Origin of the sequence: Luteimonas sp. MC1782 (assembly GCF_014164605.1) — a bacterium.
In the GTDB taxonomy this organism is placed as follows: domain Bacteria; phylum Pseudomonadota; class Gammaproteobacteria; order Xanthomonadales; family Xanthomonadaceae; genus Luteimonas.
The window spans coordinates 179,357-195,174 of record NZ_JACJFT010000001.1 but is presented as its reverse complement, the minus strand read 5'-3'; the positions used below and the strand labels follow the sequence as shown (position 1 = coordinate 195,174).

The window sequence follows — 15,818 nt, the reverse complement described above, 5'->3', positions numbered from 1 at the left end:
TCATTGGAGTGCTTGCAACCGCGCGCGCAATTCCTCCAGGCACAGGTCACCCGCGGCCCCCGGCGATACCCGCGCGGCCAGGCTGGCAGCCGGATCGCCTTCGGCCCAACGCGCCGGATCCGCGGCCGCTCGATAGGCATCGCGGAACGGCACGCCCGCGCGCGCCATGTCGACGGCGAGGTCGGTGGCGTACATCGACGGCTCCAGCGCGGCGCGCATGCGGTCGGTGTTCCAGTCGAGGTTGCGCAGCAGGTCCGGCAGCAGCGCCAACGCCTGCAGGCCCTTGCCGAAGCCATGGAACAGCGCGCCCTTCGACAGCTGCAGGTCGCGGTGGTAGCCGGACGGCAGCGAAAGCAGCTGCTCGATCTCGCAGCGCGCCGCGGCCACGCTGGCGTAGGTCGCGCGCATCAGCTCGATGACGTCCGGATTGCGCTTGTTGGGCATGATCGAGCTGCCGGTGGTGTACTGCGCCGGAAGCCGCACGAAGCCGGATTCGGCCGCCGTGAACAGGCTCAGGTCCCAGGCCAGGCGGCGCAGGTCGAGCATGGCGCTCGACAGCGCTTCCAGCGCCGCCATTTCGAACTTGCCGCGCGACAGCTGCGCGTAGGTCGCCGCCACCTGCATGCGCCCGAAGCCGAGCGCCGCGGTGGTGTGCCCGCGGTCGAGCGGGAGGTTCACGCCGTAGCCGGCGGCGCTGCCGAGCGGATTGGCGTCGATCCACGCCAGGGTGTCGCGCGCGCGCGCCGCGTTGTCGATGAACGCCTCCGCCCACGCCGACCACCACATGCCCAGCGACGACACCACGGCGCGCTGCAGGTGCGTGTAGCCGGGCAGCGGCACGTCGCGCTCTGCCGCGGCGCGGTCGAGCGCGATGCCCGCGACCTCCACGCACAGCGCCTGCGTGCGCGCCAGCTGCGCCTTCAGCCACAGCCGCGTCGCCACCAGCACCTGGTCATTGCGGCTGCGCCCGGTGTGGATGCGGCGACCGGCGTCGCCAAGGCGCTCGGTGAGGCGCGCCTCGATCGCCGAGTGGCCGTCCTCGTAGCGGTCGTCGAGCACGAAGCGGCCGGCGCTGAAATCGCCTGCCAGCGCATCCAGTTCGCGCTCGATGCCGGCCAATTCGTCATTGGCCAGGATGGCGATGCGCGCCAGGCCCTGCGCGTGCGCGCGGCTGGCCTCGATGTCGTTCAGGAAGAACTCGCGGTCCAGCACCACGTCGTCGCCGGCCAAAAAGGCCTGGATCGCGGTGTCGACGCTGACGCCGGGCTTTTGCCACAGAAGGTCGGACATGTCGGTTCCAGCGGGATCAGTCGAGCGGAATGCCTTGCGTCTCGGGATAGCCGAAGGCGAGGTTGAGGTTCTGCAGCGCCTGCGTGGCGGCGCCTTTGAGCAGGTTGTCGAGCGTGGCCACCACCACCAGGCGGCGGCCGTCGGCCGACAGCGTGAAGCCGCCGACCTCCACGCCGTGGCGGCCGGCGATCGCGCTCACCCACGGCGCGTCATCCACCACCCGCAGCAGCGGCTCGCCGGCATAGCGGGCGTGGTAGCGCGCGCGCACTGCGTCCAGCGTCACCGGTGCGCGCAGGTGCAGGTTGGCGGTGAGCGTGATGCCGCGGAAGTGCGGCGCCACGTGCGGCATGAACTCGACCGGCGCGCCAAGCTGGCGGGTGACCTCGCGCTCGTGCAGGTGATCCACCAGCGCGTAGGGCATCAGGTTGTCGCGCAGCTTGCCGGGATCGTTGCGGTCGGACGGCGAGGTGCCGGCGCCGGAGAATCCGGACACGCCGAAACACTGCACGGGACCTTCGAGCTGGTCGAGCATCGGCGCGATGGCGAACTGCATGGCGCTGGCGTAGCAGCCCGGGTTGGCGATGCGCCGCTGCCCGGCATACGTGCTCCGGGTCAGTTCCGGCAGCCCGTAATACCAGGCGTCGTCGAAGCGATGGTCGGCCGACAGGTCCACGATCACCGGGTCGGCACCCTGCCCGGCCAGGCCGGCGACGCAGGCATCCGACTTGCCGTTGGGCAGCGCCAGCACGCAGGCGTCCACGGCGTATCCGCCAAGCGATTCGTGCGCGATGTTGGCGTAGCGCAGTTCGCCGCGATACTCGGGTACGTGCGCCGACACCGGCTGGCCGTCGAGTTCGCGCGAGGACACGAACGCGAGCTCGAAACCCGGGTGCGCGGCGAGCAGGCGGATCAGCTCGGCGCCGGTGTGGCCGCGCGCGCCAACGATGCCGACCGACTTAACCATGCCGCACCGCCGCTGCCGCACCCGGCGCAGGATCAAGCAGCGTCGGCTGGCGCACCGCGCAATGCGCCACCGCGCGCTCGATGTCGGGGAACGCCTGCAGGCCGTACCAGAACACTTTCCACTTCGCCTGCTTGTAGCAGCCGTCGGACTCGGCGTAGTAGAAGATGTTGACGGCGTTGTCGTGGCGCGAGCGCCAGAACAGGCGCGGGGTTTCCTCGCGCATCACCTGCCACACCGCGCGCCCGAGGCCTTCGCCCTGCGCGTCGTCGAGCACCGCGAACTTGTCGAGGTACGGCACGCCATCCACTTCGGTGAGGATCACCGCGGTGCGGTAGTGCTCGCTGACGTAGGCGCGCAGCAGCGGCGTGCGATCGAAGTAGTCAACGGCCAGCGTACGTGCGAACGCCGACTCGATCAGCGTGCGCAGCCGCGGCAGGTCCAGCTGGTCCCAGCGCTCCGCGCGCAGCACGCGCTCGCCGCGCCGCACCAGGGTGCCGGAGCCCTTGTGGGTGAACAGTTCCTTGGCGAGCTCGCCGGGTCGGGTGATCGACACCGACGACGAATGCGGCAGCGCCATCAGCAGGTCGTGGATCTGCTCGATCTTCACCCGCATGCCGGAGTGCAGCCAGGGCTGGGCCAGCAACTCGTCGTATTCGGTGCTGAGGTTGATCGAGTCGATCACCTCGCCATCGGCGCCGAGCAGGCCACCGGTGCCGGTGAGGAACACGATCTTGTACGGCTGCAGCGTCTTGATCAGTTCATTCGCGGCCCAGTCGGCATTGACGTTGACGATCTGGCCTTGCGCGGTCTCGCCGAGCGAGGCGATCACCGGAATCGAGCCGGCCTTGATGGCCGCCGCCACGCCATCGGTGTCGACGCGCGCCACCTTGCCGACCAGCCCGTAGCGCTCGCGGTCGAGGAACGCGCACTCGAACACGCCGGACTGGATCGACGTGGCACGCACGCCCTCGGCCTGCAGCGCCTCCACCAGGCGCAGGTTCTCCTCGCGCATCACGCGGCGCACGATGGCCAGCCCTTCGGCATCGGTATAGCGCAGGTTGTCGACCACGCGCTTGTCGATGCCCGCCTCGCGCATGGCCTCGTCGAGCTGCGGCCCGGCCCCGTGCAGCACGATCGGCGTCAGGCCGACCTGCTGCAGGAACGCCAGCGACGACACCAGCTCGTCGAGCTGGTCGCGCAGCACCGCGCCGCCCACCTTCACCACCGCGAAGCGCGCGGCATCGAGCTGCGAGAAGCGCTTCAGGTACTGGCTGATTTCCTTGGCGCTGCCCATGCCGGACAGCAGGCGGACGATGGTCTGCCGGGTCTGGCGGTGGACGTTCTGCATGGCGGGCGTTGCGTTCATGTGGCCTTCGAGAGGATGGCGTGCACGGCGCCGGCGTAGCGTGCGAGCTGGTCGAGCGAAACCCATTCGTCGGCGGTATGCGCCTGGGCGATGTGCCCGGGCCCGAAGACGATGGCGTTGAGGCCGGCGGCCGAGAACAGCGAGGCCTCGGTCCAGAAATCCACGGCGTTGCCGATCGGCAGGCCAAGCCCGTCGGCGAGGTCGCGCGCGGCCAGGCGGCGCTCCTCGGCGGCGGACACGTCACCGGCGGGCAGCGACGGCCCGAAGAACGTGGCGAGGTACTCGCTGCCTTCGGCGGCGAGTGCGGCGAAACGCGCGTGCAGCGAGTCCATGTCCTGCGACGGCAGTGGCCGGAAGCCGAAGCGCACCTCGGCCGCGGGCGCGATCACGTTGGCCTTGATGCCGCCCTCGACGCGGCCGATGTTGAAGCGCAGGCCGGTCAGGCCGCCGAAACGCTGGTGCGCCTCGCCTTCGGCGAGCGCCAGCGCTTCAACACCCCAGCGCATGGCCTTGTGCACGGCGCTCGCCGAGAGCGCCTGCGCGCCCGAGGCGTGGCCGGCTTCGCCGTGGAAGCGCAGCTGCACGGCGGCGATGCCGCGGTGGGCGAGCACCGCCTCGCAGCCGGTCGGCTCGGCCACCAGCACGTCGTCGAAGCCGTGCGCGGACGCCAGGAACGCGGCGATGCAGCGCGGGTCGTTGGCTTCCTCGTCGCTGGAAAACAGGAACGCCGCATCGCCGTCGCTGGCCTGCGCCGCGGCGATCAGCGCCGCGGCCGCACCCTTGATGTCGCAGGCGCCGAGGCCGATCGCGCGCCCGTCCTCGACGCGCAGCACGTGCGGGTCGGCGGTCCATGCCGGCGAATCGGGCACGGTGTCCAGATGCACGTTGAACAGCAGCGCCGGCCGGCCGCGGCGCGCGAACAGCGACACCGCGCCGGCGCCGTGGTCGCTGACCGTCACCTCGAAATCCGGCAGCTGGGCGCGGATGTAGTCGAAGATCCCGCCGCTGTCGATCGCGCGCGGCGGGTTGCGGGTGTCGAACGCCACCAGCGCGCGCAGGTGGCGCAGCACGGCATCCAGCAGCGGGTCGCCGGCCTGGCTCACTTGCGGTTGACCTCCGCCCACAGCGTGGAGCTCATGCCGAACAGCTTGATGAAGCCCTCGGCCTCCTCGACGCCCCAGTCGGCCGACTGCGCATAGGTCGCGCCGCTGGCGTTGAGGATGTGCGGCGAGCGCACCGCGACCGCGTCGACGCGGCCACCGCGCGTTTCAAGCACCACCTCGCCATTGACGGTCGCCTGCGACGAGGCCAGGAACGCTTCGAGGTCGGTCTTCAGCGGGTCATGGAAGAAGCCTTCGTACACCAGTTCCACCCACTTGCGCGCGACGTCGGGCTTGAAGCGGTTCTGCTGCTTGGTGAGCACCGCCTCCTCCAGCGCGCGGTGCGCGACCAGCAGCGCGGTCAGGCCCGGCGCCTCGTACACGATGCGGCCCTTGAGGCCGATGGTGGTGTCGCCGGTGTACATGCCGCGGCCGACGCCATACGGCGCGAACATGGTGTTGAGGCGCGCCAGCAGCGTTTCGCCGCGCATCTCCTCGCCGTCCATGGCCACGGCTTCGCCGTTGACGAAACGCAGCGCCAGGCTCAGCGGCTGTTCCGGCCACGCCGCGCGCGGCGCGCACCAGCCGCGTGCGCCCTCGCCCGGGGCTTCCCAGCGGTCGATCTCGCCGCCGGACATGGTCAGCCCGAGCAGGTTCTCGTTGATCGTGTAGGCGCGCTGCTTGGCGCGCACGCCGAAGCCGCGCTCGGCCAGGTACTCCTGCTCGTAGGCACGCGTCTGCGTGTGTTCCTTCTGGATCTCGCGGATCGGCGCCACGATGCGGAAATCGCCCGAGGCCTTCACCGCCAGGTCGAAACGTACCTGGTCGTTGCCCATCCCGGTGCAGCCGTGCGCGATGGCGTTGGTGCCGAGGTCGCGCGCGCGCGCCAGGGTGGCGTCGACGATCAGGTAGCGGTCGGAGACCAGCAGCGGGTACTGGCCCTGATAGCACTCGCCGGCCCACACGAACGGCTTCACGAAGCCGTCCCAGATCGCCGGGCCGCCGTCGATGGTCTGATGGCTCGCCACACCCAGCTCGGCGGCGCGCTTTTCGATGAACGCACGCTCGTCGGCGTCGACGCCGCCGGTGTCGGCGAACACGGTGTGCACGGTCCAGCCCTGCTCCTTGAGCCACGGCACGCAGAAGCTGGTGTCGAGGCCGCCGGAAAAGGCGAGGACGATGTCTCTGGATGTCTCGGGGGTGTTCATGGATGCCGCTCGATCTGGACGTGGGGGGGAGTCGGTGCCGCAGGGTGCGCGCGGGCGCGCGCTGCCGGATTACTGCCTGGCCAGTGCCGCCATCACCGCCTTCTGCACGTGCAGGCGGTTGCCGGCCTCGTCGACGGCGATGCAGCGCGGCGAATCCATCACCGCATCGCTGGCCTTGATGTTGCGCCGCAGCGGCAGGCAGTGGCTGAAGACGGCATCGTTGGTGCGCGCCATCTTGGCCTCGTCGACCATGAAGTGGCGGTACTGGTCGCGGATCGGCTTCTCCGGCGCCCAGTTGCCGAAGTACGGCAGCGCGCCCCAACTCTTGGCGTACACCACGTCGGCGCCGGCATAGGCGCTGTCGATGTCGTGGCTGACGGTGAGCGAGCCGCCGCTCCCGGCGATGTTGTCGGCCGCCCAGCCCATGTAGCGCTCGTCCAGCACGTACTCCGGCGTGGGGCACAGCAGCGTCACGTCCATGCCCAGCCGGGTGGCGATGGTCAGCGCCGAGTTGGCGACGGCGGTGTTGAGCGGCTTGGGGTGGTAGGTCCAGGTGAGCACGTACTTCTTGCCGCGCAGGTCGCGCGTGCCGAAGTGCTCCTGCAGCGCCAGCGCATGCGCCAGCTCCTGGCAGGGATGGGTGATGGTTTCCATGTTGATCACGGGCACCGTGGCGTACTTCGCAAAGCCGGCCAGCACGCGGTCCTCGCGGTCCACCGACCAGTCGACGAACTTCGGGAACGCACGCACGCCGATCATGTCGACGTAGCGGCTGAGCACGCGTGCGACCTCGGCGATGTGCTCCTCGGCCTCGCCGTCCATCACCGTGCCCAGGTCGAACTCGATCGGCCAGGCGTCCTTGCCGGGCTGCAGGACCACCGCGTGGCCGCCGAGCTGGAACGCGCCGAGCTCGAAGCTGGTGCGCGTGCGCAGCGAGGGATTGAAGAACAGCAGGGCGATCGACTTGCCCTTGAAGGCGTCGCCGAGGCGGTCGCGCTTCATGCGTTCGGCGTCGGCGAGCACGGCGTCGAGCTCCGCGCGGCTCCAGTCCTGGGTGTTGAGGAAATGCCTGATTGGAGCGGGCTTGATTGGAGCGGGATTGATCGGGGCGGTCATGACATGGTCCATGGGGCTGGAAACGAAAAAACCCGGCTCGGGCCGGGCTCTGGACAACGGATATACAGGCGATCCGGTCTCAACCCGCGCGAATGAGGGCGTCCGGTCGGTGCGCGCGCGAGGTCATCCCGGCCGCCATGCGGGCGGAGGTCAGGATGGCGACGGCGTTGGCGGCGGTGTGCTGCATGACCCGGAATGGTCCCATGGCCGTGGCCCGCGGTGCAAGGGAGGGGCCTCAGTCCTGGTTGCCGGCCGGCGTCACCGGGGTCACCGACACCCGCACCCGCAGCCGGTTGCCGGGGTCGGCCGGCAGCCGCGAGCGGTACTTGCTGCCGCGATGGACGTAATCGACGTCGTAGGCGATCGGACGGCGGAACTCGCGCTCCACGGGCACCATGCGGCAGCCCGGCGTGTCGGCGTCCCCGCCTTCGACCTCGGCGGTGCGCGCCGGACTGAGCACATCCTTGACCGCGCCCACCACGCGCGCCAGGCCGCGGCGCGATTCGGCATCGGCGGCGTCCTGCACCATCGAGGACTGCTCGCAGCGCTCCACCATGCTGGTGGCGCGCAGGGTCTGGTAGACGGGCTCGGCGCGCAGCACCTGGGCGTACTCGTAGCGCACGTTCTCCGACTGGATCACCGTGTGCTGCGCCCACGCCGCGGGGGCCGCTAGAGCGGCGGCGACGAGCAGCGGCAGGCACCGCTTGGCAGGCGAGAAGGGGTGCATGGTGTCCCGGCAGTGTATGGGCTGGCAGGCCCGAAGGGCTGAATCGTGGCTGTCGTGGCCCTGCCGCGACCGCTAGAATCAGGGGCCTGCACAGCGGCCGAAGCGATGACCCTGCGACTGTTCAACAGCCTGACCCGGCGGGTCGAGGACTTCCAGCCCGAGGATCCTGCGCGCACGACGATGTACGTCTGCGGGCCCACGGTCTACAACTATGTGCACATCGGCAACGCGCGTGGGCCGGTGGTGTTCGACGTGCTGGCGCGGCTGCTGCGCCGCCGTTTCGGTCGGCTGGACTACGCCCGCAACATCACCGACGTCGACGACAAGATCAATGCCGCCGCCGCGGAACAGGGCGTGCCGATCTCGGCGATCACCGACCGCTTTGCCGTCGCCTACCGCGAGGACATGGCGGCACTGGGCGTGGCGCCGCCCGACATCGAGCCCGAGGCCACGCGCCACATCCCGCAGATCATCGCCATGGTCGAGCGCCTGGTTGCCGCCGGCAATGCCTACGCCGTCGAAGGCCACGTGCTGTTCGCGGTCGCAAGCTTCGAGGCCTACGGCAAGCTTTCGCGCCGCGAGCTCGAGGACATGCTGGCCGGTGCCCGCGTCGAGGTCGCGCCGTACAAGCGCGATCCCGGCGACTTCGTGCTGTGGAAACCCTCCACCGGCGACCTGCCCGGCTGGGACTCGCCCTGGGGCCATGGCCGCCCGGGCTGGCACATCGAATGCTCGGCGATGGCGGCCGCCCACCTCGGCGAGACCATCGACATCCACGCCGGCGGCGTCGACCTGCAGTTCCCGCACCACGAGAACGAGATCGCGCAGAGCGAATGCGCGCACGGCGGCAAGCCCTTCGCGCGGTTCTGGCTGCACAACGGCATGCTCAACTTCGGCGGCGCCAAGATGTCGAAGTCGCTGGGCAACATCGAAAAGGTCCACGACCTGGTGCGCGCCCACCCGCCCGAGGCGCTGCGCCATGCGCTGATGTCGGCGCACTACCGGCAGCCCCTGGACTGGTCGGATGCGCTGGTCGAACAGAGTGTGCGCACCCTGGACCGGCTGTACGGCACGCTGCGCGACATCGACGCGCTGCTGCCGGCAGGTACGGCCCCCGACGTCGCGATCCCCGACGCCGTCGAAGCCGCGCTCGACGACGACCTCAACACACCACAGGCGTTGGCCGAACTCGCCGCGATCGCCGGCAACGCGCGCGTGCTGCGCAGCGCGATCGGCAACGGCGAAACATCGGGTGTCGGCCCCCTGCTGGCGCTGGCCACGCTCGGCGCCAGCCTGCGCACCGGCGCGCGCGTGCTCGGGCTGCTGCAGCAGTCACCGGCGGCGTGGTTCGGGCGCGGCACCTCGGGCGACGACGACGCGCGCATCCAGGCGCTGGTGGAGGAACGCGGCGCCGCCAAGCAGGCCCGCGACTTCACGCGCGCGGACGCCATCCGCGATCAGTTGGCGGGCGAAGGCGTGCTGCTCGAGGACACGCCGCAGGGCGTACGCTGGAAACGCGCATGAACGACACCGTGTTCCCGCTCGAAGCCACCGCCGACGAGGCGCAGGCCGCGATCCGCGAGGAGTTCGCGTTCTTCAGCGACTGGTCGGAGCGCTACCAGTACCTGATCGACCTCGGCCGCAAGCTGCCGCCGTTCCCGGACGCGCTGCGCACCGAGCAGCACCGCCTGCTCGGCTGCCAGTCGATGGTGTGGATCGTGCCGTCCGGCGACGCCACGCGGCTTGAGTTCGCCGCGGCCAGCGACTCCGCCATCGTCTCCGGCCTGGTGTTCCTGGCGCTGCGCGTCTACGCCGGCCGCAGCGCCGCCGAGATCCTGGCCAGCGAGCCGGGATACATCGCCGATATCGGGCTGGCGAAGCACCTGTCGCCGACCCGCAGCAACGGACTGGCCGCGCTGCTGGCCGTGATCCGCGACACCGCGCAGCGCGCGCAGGCGTGACCACGGCGGGCGCCGCGGCCACGCCTCCCGGCGACACGGACCGCGCTGCGCGGGAGCACCCGGCACCGCTGCGCAGCCGTGCTTTCCGCGGGCTGATGGCCTACCGGATCTGCAACATCCTGTCGTACCAGATGGTCGCGGTGACGGTGGGCTGGCATGTCTACGAGCTGACCCGCGACCCGTGGATGCTCGGCCTGATCGGCCTGGCGGAGCTGGTGCCGTACTTCTGCGTGGCGCCGTTCGCCGGCTACCTGGTGGACCACCTGCCGCGGCGCAGGCTTGGCATGTTTGCGTGCATCGGCTTGGCACTGACACCGATCGCGCTGGCATTGATCGCCGCCGGCATGCCCGGCCAGGTTCACGTCGGCTGGATCTACGCCGCGGTCGCGCTGACCGGCGCGGTGCGTGCGTTCCTTGGCCCGGTCTACAACGCGCTGTTCGCGCGCGTGCTGCCGCGCGCGCAGTTCGCTCGCGGTGCAGGCGTCGGCTCGATCGTGTTCCAGTCGGCACTGGTGCTGGGGCCGGCGGCAGGCGGGTTGGTGGTGGGCCTGGCCGGCAAGTCCGCGGCCTATGCGACCGCAGCAGGATTTGCCCTGCTGGCGGCGGTGGCCGTGGGTCGCCTGAAGGTGACCGAGCCCGCGATCACCCTGCAGGGCGCGCCGATCTTCGCCAGCATCGCCGAAGGGGCGCGCTTCGTGTTCTCGCACCAGATCCTGCTGGCCGCGCTGGCGCTCGACATGTTCGCGGTGCTGTTTGGCGGGGCGATCTCCCTGGCACCGGCCTTCATCAAGGAAATCCTGCACTACGGCCCCGAGGGCCTCGGGATCCTGCGCAGCGCGCCGGCGCTGGGCGCGGTGGCGATGGGCGTGTGGCTGGCGCGACGTCCACCGACGCGCAACGCCGGGCGCACCCTGCTGTTCGCGGTGGCCGGCTTCGGCATCTGCATCATCGGCTTCGGGCTGTCGACCGCGTTCTGGCTGTCGGCGTTCTTCCTGCTGATGTCGGGCGTGTGCGACGGCGTGTCGGTGGTGCTGCGCTCGACCATCCTGCAGCTGGCGACGCCCGACCGGATGCGCGGGCGGGTGTCGTCGATCAACGGCCTGTTCGTGGGATCGTCCAACGAGCTCGGTGCGTTCTACGCCGGCTCGATGGCGAGATTGCTCGGGCTGGTGCCGGCAGTGGTGCTGGGTGGCTGCGTGACCATGGTCGTGGCTGCGGTCGCCGCCAGGCGCGCGCCGCAACTGCGCAGACTGGACCTGCGCGAGCTGGCGTCAGGTCCGTAGGACTCCGGCGGCATCGCCGGGCTCTTCTCGTGACCCACGCAGCTTGGGGCTGGCTCAGTCGCCGATCTGCTTGCGCAGGTGCTCCCAGCGCTCCTGCTCGTCGATCGTGCGCTCGGCGGTGAGGCGCGCCTCGAGGCGATCCAGGCCGATTTCTTCGCCGGAATCGACGCTGTAGCCGTATTCGCCGGAATCCACGCGCTTGAGCGTGCTGTCGATCTTGCCGATCAGCTTGCGATAGCGGTCGCGGGTGCGCAGCTCCAGCGAGTTCTCGGTTTCGCGCGTGGCGCGCTCGGCATCGTCACCGACGTCGCGCACCTCGTCCTTGAGGTTCTCGATGGTCTGCTTGGATTCCTCCACCAGGTCGGCACGCCATTCCGCCAGGCGCTTGCGGAAGTACTCCAGCTGCAGCGGGCTCATGTACTCCTCGTCGGCACCCGGCTTGTAGCCCTCGGGCACGATCGGGCGACCATTGGACGGATCGGTCTTGTAGGGCACGACCTTGTAGCGGGTCTTCGGCGCGGGGGCCGCAGGCGGGCGATTGGTGATCGCCACGGCGACCTTGCCCGCAGGCCGCGCCGGGGCCGGCTTGGCTGCAGGGGCAACCTTGGTCGCGGCCTTGGCACTCGCCTTGGTCGCCGACTTCTGGACGACGGGCTGGGCAGGAACAGCCACCTTGCCGGCCACGGCCTTGCCTGCCGGCGCCCTGGCCACCGGCGCGGCGGCCTTCGCGGCCGGCTTGGGCGCAGCAGCGACGGTCTTCTTCGCCGCCGGCGATGACGTGGCAATCGCCTTCTTCGGCGCGGCCTTGGCCACGGTTGACTTCGCCACGACCTTTCTTGCCGCGGCCTTCTTGGCCACGACCTTCTTTACCGTCGGCTTGGCGACGGTTTTCGCAATCTTCTTCACAGCAACCTTCTTGGGGGCCGTCTTGGCGACGGACTTCTTGGCCACGGGCTTTTTCGCCACGGCCTTCTTGGCGGCTGGCTTCGCCGCGGGCTTGTTCACTGCCTTCTTCGCCGCAGGCTTTGCGGCCTTTCCGGCAACGGGCTTCTTTGCAACGGGCTTCCTGGCGGCAAGGGTCTTGGGCGCGGCCTTGGCAGCCTTCTTCGCGGCCTTCTTTGCCGCGGGCCTGGCGGCCTTGGCGGCCTTCTTGACTGTCTTCTTCACTGCCACGGTCAGCGATCCTTGTACTGGGAAGTGGGTGCCGGCGCGAACGCCGCCGGCAATCCGCCCAACATGACTGCAGCGCGGTGAGGATTCCATGCACGCCGGCGCCGCACCCCGCGCTTGGACGGGAAAGCGGGGTGTTATACCCTGCCCTGACTGCAGCGGCAACCGCGGCAGGCCTTTGCGTCGGCGCCACGTGATCAATCGTCTCCTCATCGCGCTGCTGCGCGGTTACAAACGCTGGCTCAGCCCGCTGCTCGGTCCGCGTTGCCGGTTCGCGCCGACCTGTTCGGAATACGCCATGCAGGCCCTGGCCCGCCACGGGACACTGCGCGGCGGCTGGCTCGCGGTGCGTCGCGTTGGCCGCTGCCACCCACTCAATCCCGGTGGGCACGACCCCGTGCCACCGCGCGCAAGGAACGGAATGGATGACTGACACCCTGATCGTCAACGCCCGGCTGGTGAACGAAGGCCGCGAGTTCGACGCCGACCTGCGCATCCGCGCGGGGCGCATCGACGCCATCGGCTCCAGCCTCGCCGCGCGCGATGGCGATACCGTGGTCGATGCCTCGGGCCGCCTTTTACTGCCGGGGATGATCGATGACCAGGTGCATTTCCGCGAACCCGGCATGGAATACAAGGCCGACATGGCCACCGAATCCGCGGCGGCCGTCGCCGGTGGCCTGACCAGCTTCATGGACATGCCCAATACCAGTCCGCCGACGCTCGATGCCGCGGCGCTCGAGGACAAGTACGCGCGCGCCGCCGGCCGCGCCCGCGCCAACCATGGCTTCTACATGGGCGCGAGCAACGACAACCTGGAGGCGGTGCGCGCCATCGACCCGCGCGCCACGCCCGGGCTGAAGGTGTTCATGGGCGCATCCACCGGCAACATGCTGGTCGACGACCCGGCCACGCTGGACGCGATCTTCCGCGAAACCCCGGTGCCGATCATCACCCACTGCGAGGACACGCCGATGATCGAGGCGGCGCAGGCCGCCGCACGGGCGAAGTATGGCGACGACATCCCCGCTGAGCTGCACCCCGACATCCGCTCGCGCGAGGCCTGCATCAAGTCCACGCGCCTGGCGCTGGAACTCGCGCGCCGCCACGACACGCGGCTGCACGTGCTGCACATCTCCACTGCCGACGAGCTCGCCCTGTTCGAGGCCGGCCCGCTGGTCGACGCCGCGGGCCGCCTGCGCAAGCGCATCACCGCCGAGACCTGCATCCATTTCCTGCGCTTCGACCGCGCCGACTACGCGCGCCTCGGCCACCAGATCAAGTGCAACCCGGCGATCAAGGACGCCTCCGACCGCGCGGCGCTGCTGCGCGCACTGGCCGACGACGTGATCGACGTGCTCGCCACCGACCACGCGCCGCACACCTGGGAGGAGAAGCACAACCCTTACGTGCGCGCGCCGAGCGGCTTGCCGCTGGTGCAGTACGCGCTGGTCGCGGCGCTGGAATGCGTGCGCGAAGGCCACTTCGATGTGGCGCGCGTGGTGCAGAAGTTCGCGCATGCCCCGGCGCAGCTGTTCGGTGTCGCCGATCGCGGCTTCCTGCGCGAGGGCTACCACGCCGACCTGGTGCTGGTGGAGGACCGGCCGTTCACCGTGAAGCGCGAGGACGTGCTGTCGAAATGCGGCTGGTCGCCGTTCGAGGGCACCACGTTCCGTTCGCGCATCGCGTCGACCTGGGTGAATGGCGCGCTGGCGTGGGACGGCAGTGCGCTGGTGGGCACGCCACAGGGGCGGCGCCTGGAGTTCGCGCGTTGATGCGCCCCGCGGGCGCGCTGCCGGCGCTGCTGGCGCTGGCCGTTGGCGTCGCGTCCGCGCTCGCCGCGCCCGCCGCGGCTGCACGGCAGGCTTCGAGCGATGCGCCGGCAGCTGCCGACGCGCGCGTCGTGTTCCCGGCCAGCGTGCAGCAGGGCGCGCTGGTAATCGGCAAGGTGCCGCCGGGCAGCCGCGTCGACTACGACGGCCGCGTGCTGCGCACCACCGGCTACGGCAGCGTGGTGTTCGGCGTTAGCCGCGATGCCGCCGGCCCGCTGCGCGTCGGCGTGACCGCACCCGACGGCCGCCGCACGCACGCGAGCATCGCCGTCACCCCGCGCGACTGGCCGATGGAACACGTGAACGGGGTGCCGCCGAAAACCGTCGAGCCGCCGCCGGCGATCGCCGAACGCATCCGCCGCGAACAGGCCCGCGTCACCGCGGTGCGCGTGCGCGACGACGACCGCGCCGACTTCGCGCGGCGCTTCCAGCGTCCGGTCGAAGGCCGCATCAGCGGGCGCTTCGGCAGCGGCCGCATCTACAACGGCAAGCCAGGCGCAGGGCATTCCGGCATGGACATCGCCGCGCCCACCGGCACCGCGGTGAAGGCACCGGCAGCCGGCGTGGTGACGTTCGCCGACCCGGGCCTCTACCTCACCGGCGGCACCGTGGTGATCGACCACGGCCACGGCGTGAGCTCCAACTTCCTGCACCTTTCGCGCATCGATGTCGCGGAAGGCGACCGCGTCGAGCAGGGCCAGGCCTTTGCCGCCGTCGGCGCCACGGGACGCGCCACCGGCCCGCACCTGCACTGGGGCATGAACTGGTTCGACGTGCGCGTCGACCCGCTGCTGGTGCTGGAACGCCCCTAGGGCGTCAGCCGACGGCGCCGCTGACGCGGGCGACCGCGTCGTGCGCGTGCAGGCTTTCGAAGTGCGACACGGTGATGTCGAAGCGCGCGACGCGCGCATCCGCGGCGACGGCGGCGGCGACGCGGCGCGCCGCGTCCTCGCAGAACATCAGGTTGGCGGCATTGGCGCGGGCGAAGGCCTGTTCGTCCTCGCGCTTGACCGCGGTCTGCACCGGCGTGCCAAGCGCCGCCTCGACCGCGTCCACCAGTTCGCGCAGCGGCAGCATGCCGATGCCCGGGCGCAGCATCACGCGCACGTCGGCGCGGCTGCGCTGCGCGTGCGGAGTTGCGGCGAGTCCGCGCTCGGATGCGAGCCAGTGGCGCACGGCCGGGGCGGACGGTGACGGCTCCCCGCTGAAATCGTCTGCGAAGCGATCGGCGTTGGCCTTGCGCGACAGCGCGGCGGAGGCCGGGCAGGTGCTCGAGTAGTCCACGCCGAACGCGAGCACCACCTCTATCCCGGTAGCGGACAGGCTGGCGTCGAGTTCGACCGGATAGGCCTTCCAGCCGGCGTTGTCGCTGGCCAACGCGCGGCGCAGCAGCAGGTGCTGGTAGCGGAGCGTCAGGCGGGCGGTACTGGCCAGCCCGCTCTGCGAGTCGATGCAGTCCTGCAGCAGCCGGCCGAGCACCGGCACCGTCAGCGGCTGCGCGGCCAGGGTGTCCTGCAGGCGCAGGTAGAGCCGCGACATGTGGATGCCACGCGTATCCGCACTGGTGAGGTTGACGCCGATGTCCGCCGACGCCGGCACCAGCATGGAGTCGCCACCCTCCGTGGCCACGCGCAAGGGCAGCGCGATCCTGCGCATGCCGACCCAGTCGAGCGGGCGCGCGGCGGCGGCGAGATCGTCGGCGACGTCGGGCAGCGCCTGCGGTTGCGTGGTGGAGGTCAAGCGGCGTGCCTGCAATCGAGAACGGTTTGCAATTGTACCCGGCGCTGCAAACCGGTCGCTG

At 70.5% G+C, this 15,818-nt stretch carries 15 protein-coding genes; 6 read left to right on the top strand and 9 right to left on the bottom strand.

Annotated elements, in window-relative coordinates; translation table 11 throughout:
- The 7 genes from argH to H5368_RS00935 form a co-directional block, all read right to left on the bottom strand.
- Positions 1-1,290, bottom strand: a complete 1,290-nt coding sequence (argH, locus tag H5368_RS00965; RefSeq protein WP_182820546.1) for an argininosuccinate lyase — start codon at positions 1,288-1,290, stop codon at positions 1-3.
- 16 nt (positions 1,291-1,306) lie between these two features.
- On the bottom strand, positions 1,307-2,254 hold the full coding sequence (gene argC / locus H5368_RS00960; RefSeq protein WP_182820545.1) for an N-acetyl-gamma-glutamyl-phosphate reductase: 948 nt from the start codon (positions 2,252-2,254) through the stop codon (positions 1,307-1,309).
- Positions 2,247-3,620: an acetylglutamate kinase gene (locus H5368_RS00955; RefSeq protein WP_182820544.1), complete on the bottom strand. Its 1,374-nt coding sequence runs from the start codon at positions 3,618-3,620 to the stop codon at positions 2,247-2,249. Before H5368_RS00955 ends, argC begins: the two co-directional genes overlap by 8 nt.
- Positions 3,617-4,702: an acetylornithine deacetylase gene (locus tag H5368_RS00950; protein WP_182823638.1), complete on the bottom strand. Its 1,086-nt coding sequence runs from the start codon at positions 4,700-4,702 to the stop codon at positions 3,617-3,619. The genes H5368_RS00955 and H5368_RS00950 overlap by 4 nt, the downstream gene beginning before the upstream one ends.
- 17 nt (positions 4,703-4,719) lie before the next feature.
- Positions 4,720-5,928, bottom strand: a complete 1,209-nt coding sequence (locus H5368_RS00945) for an argininosuccinate synthase (RefSeq protein ID WP_182820543.1) — start codon at positions 5,926-5,928, stop codon at positions 4,720-4,722.
- A gap of 69 nt (positions 5,929-5,997) precedes the next feature.
- Positions 5,998-7,044: an N-acetylornithine carbamoyltransferase gene (locus H5368_RS00940; protein ID WP_182820542.1), complete on the bottom strand. Its 1,047-nt coding sequence runs from the start codon at positions 7,042-7,044 to the stop codon at positions 5,998-6,000.
- Positions 7,045-7,279: 235 nt separating this feature from the next.
- Positions 7,280-7,771 carry a hypothetical protein gene (locus tag H5368_RS00935; RefSeq protein WP_182820541.1) on the bottom strand — a complete coding sequence of 164 codons (492 nt, stop codon included), beginning with the start codon at positions 7,769-7,771 and terminating at the stop codon, positions 7,280-7,282.
- Between the two features lie 105 nt (positions 7,772-7,876).
- On the opposite strand from H5368_RS00935, the gene cysS reads away from it, so the two are divergent.
- From cysS to H5368_RS00920, 3 genes are all read left to right on the top strand, one after another.
- Complete coding sequence (cysS, locus tag H5368_RS00930; RefSeq protein WP_182820540.1) at positions 7,877-9,295, top strand: cysteine--tRNA ligase; 1,419 nt, start codon at positions 7,877-7,879, stop codon at positions 9,293-9,295.
- The gene (locus tag H5368_RS00925; protein ID WP_182820539.1) at positions 9,292-9,732 is read left to right on the top strand and encodes a SufE family protein; all 441 of its coding nucleotides are present in this window, start codon (positions 9,292-9,294) and stop codon (positions 9,730-9,732) included. The genes cysS and H5368_RS00925 overlap by 4 nt, the downstream gene beginning before the upstream one ends.
- A 68-nt stretch (positions 9,733-9,800) precedes the next feature.
- On the top strand, positions 9,801-11,015 hold the full coding sequence (locus H5368_RS00920; RefSeq protein ID WP_255486419.1) for an MFS transporter: 1,215 nt from the start codon (positions 9,801-9,803) through the stop codon (positions 11,013-11,015).
- Between the two features lie 54 nt (positions 11,016-11,069).
- Here the strand turns inward: H5368_RS00920 and dksA are convergent, their stop codons facing one another.
- Positions 11,070-12,386 carry an RNA polymerase-binding protein DksA gene (gene dksA / locus H5368_RS00915; protein ID WP_255486272.1) on the bottom strand — a complete coding sequence of 439 codons (1,317 nt, stop codon included), beginning with the start codon at positions 12,384-12,386 and terminating at the stop codon, positions 11,070-11,072.
- Here dksA and yidD point away from each other — a divergent pair.
- The 3 genes from yidD to H5368_RS00900 are packed head-to-tail and all read left to right on the top strand — an operon-like array spanning position 12,379 to position 14,829.
- Entirely contained in the window at positions 12,379-12,618 is a 240-nt protein-coding gene (gene yidD, locus H5368_RS00910) for a membrane protein insertion efficiency factor YidD (RefSeq protein WP_223877944.1), read from the top strand. The genes dksA and yidD overlap by 8 nt on opposite strands.
- Positions 12,611-13,960, top strand: coding sequence for a dihydroorotase (locus H5368_RS00905; RefSeq protein ID WP_182820537.1), 1,350 nt, complete (start codon positions 12,611-12,613; stop codon positions 13,958-13,960). The genes yidD and H5368_RS00905 overlap by 8 nt, the downstream gene beginning before the upstream one ends.
- Complete coding sequence (locus H5368_RS00900) at positions 13,960-14,829, top strand: M23 family metallopeptidase (protein ID WP_182820536.1); 870 nt, start codon at positions 13,960-13,962, stop codon at positions 14,827-14,829. The genes H5368_RS00905 and H5368_RS00900 overlap by 1 nt, the downstream gene beginning before the upstream one ends.
- A gap of 4 nt (positions 14,830-14,833) precedes the next feature.
- On the opposite strand, the gene folE2 is transcribed toward H5368_RS00900, so the two are convergent.
- Positions 14,834-15,757 (bottom strand): GTP cyclohydrolase FolE2, encoded by a 924-nt coding sequence (gene folE2 / locus H5368_RS00895; protein WP_182820535.1) that lies wholly within the window; start codon positions 15,755-15,757, stop codon positions 14,834-14,836.
- Between the last annotated feature and the right edge of the window lie 61 nt (positions 15,758-15,818).

What these genes read in the sequence shown, in the direction of transcription:
- argH (WP_182820546.1), bottom strand. Translation starts at nt 1,290, where the DNA reads ATGTCCGACCTTCTGTGGCAAAAGCCCGGCGTCAGCGTCGACACCGCG.
- argC (WP_182820545.1), bottom strand. Translation starts at nt 2,254, where the DNA reads ATGGTTAAGTCGGTCGGCATCGTTGGCGCGCGCGGCCACACCGGCGCC.
- H5368_RS00955 (WP_182820544.1), bottom strand. Translation starts at nt 3,620, where the DNA reads ATGAACGCAACGCCCGCCATGCAGAACGTCCACCGCCAGACCCGGCAG.
- H5368_RS00945 (WP_182820543.1), bottom strand. Translation starts at nt 5,928, where the DNA reads ATGAACACCCCCGAGACATCCAGAGACATCGTCCTCGCCTTTTCCGGC.
- H5368_RS00940 (WP_182820542.1), bottom strand. Translation starts at nt 7,044, where the DNA reads ATGACCGCCCCGATCAATCCCGCTCCAATCAAGCCCGCTCCAATCAGG.
- H5368_RS00935 (WP_182820541.1), bottom strand. Translation starts at nt 7,771, where the DNA reads ATGCACCCCTTCTCGCCTGCCAAGCGGTGCCTGCCGCTGCTCGTCGCC.
- cysS (WP_182820540.1), top strand. Translation starts at nt 7,877, where the DNA reads ATGACCCTGCGACTGTTCAACAGCCTGACCCGGCGGGTCGAGGACTTC.
- H5368_RS00925 (WP_182820539.1), top strand. Translation starts at nt 9,292, where the DNA reads ATGAACGACACCGTGTTCCCGCTCGAAGCCACCGCCGACGAGGCGCAG.
- H5368_RS00905 (WP_182820537.1), top strand. Translation starts at nt 12,611, where the DNA reads ATGACTGACACCCTGATCGTCAACGCCCGGCTGGTGAACGAAGGCCGC.
- H5368_RS00900 (WP_182820536.1), top strand. Translation starts at nt 13,960, where the DNA reads ATGCGCCCCGCGGGCGCGCTGCCGGCGCTGCTGGCGCTGGCCGTTGGC.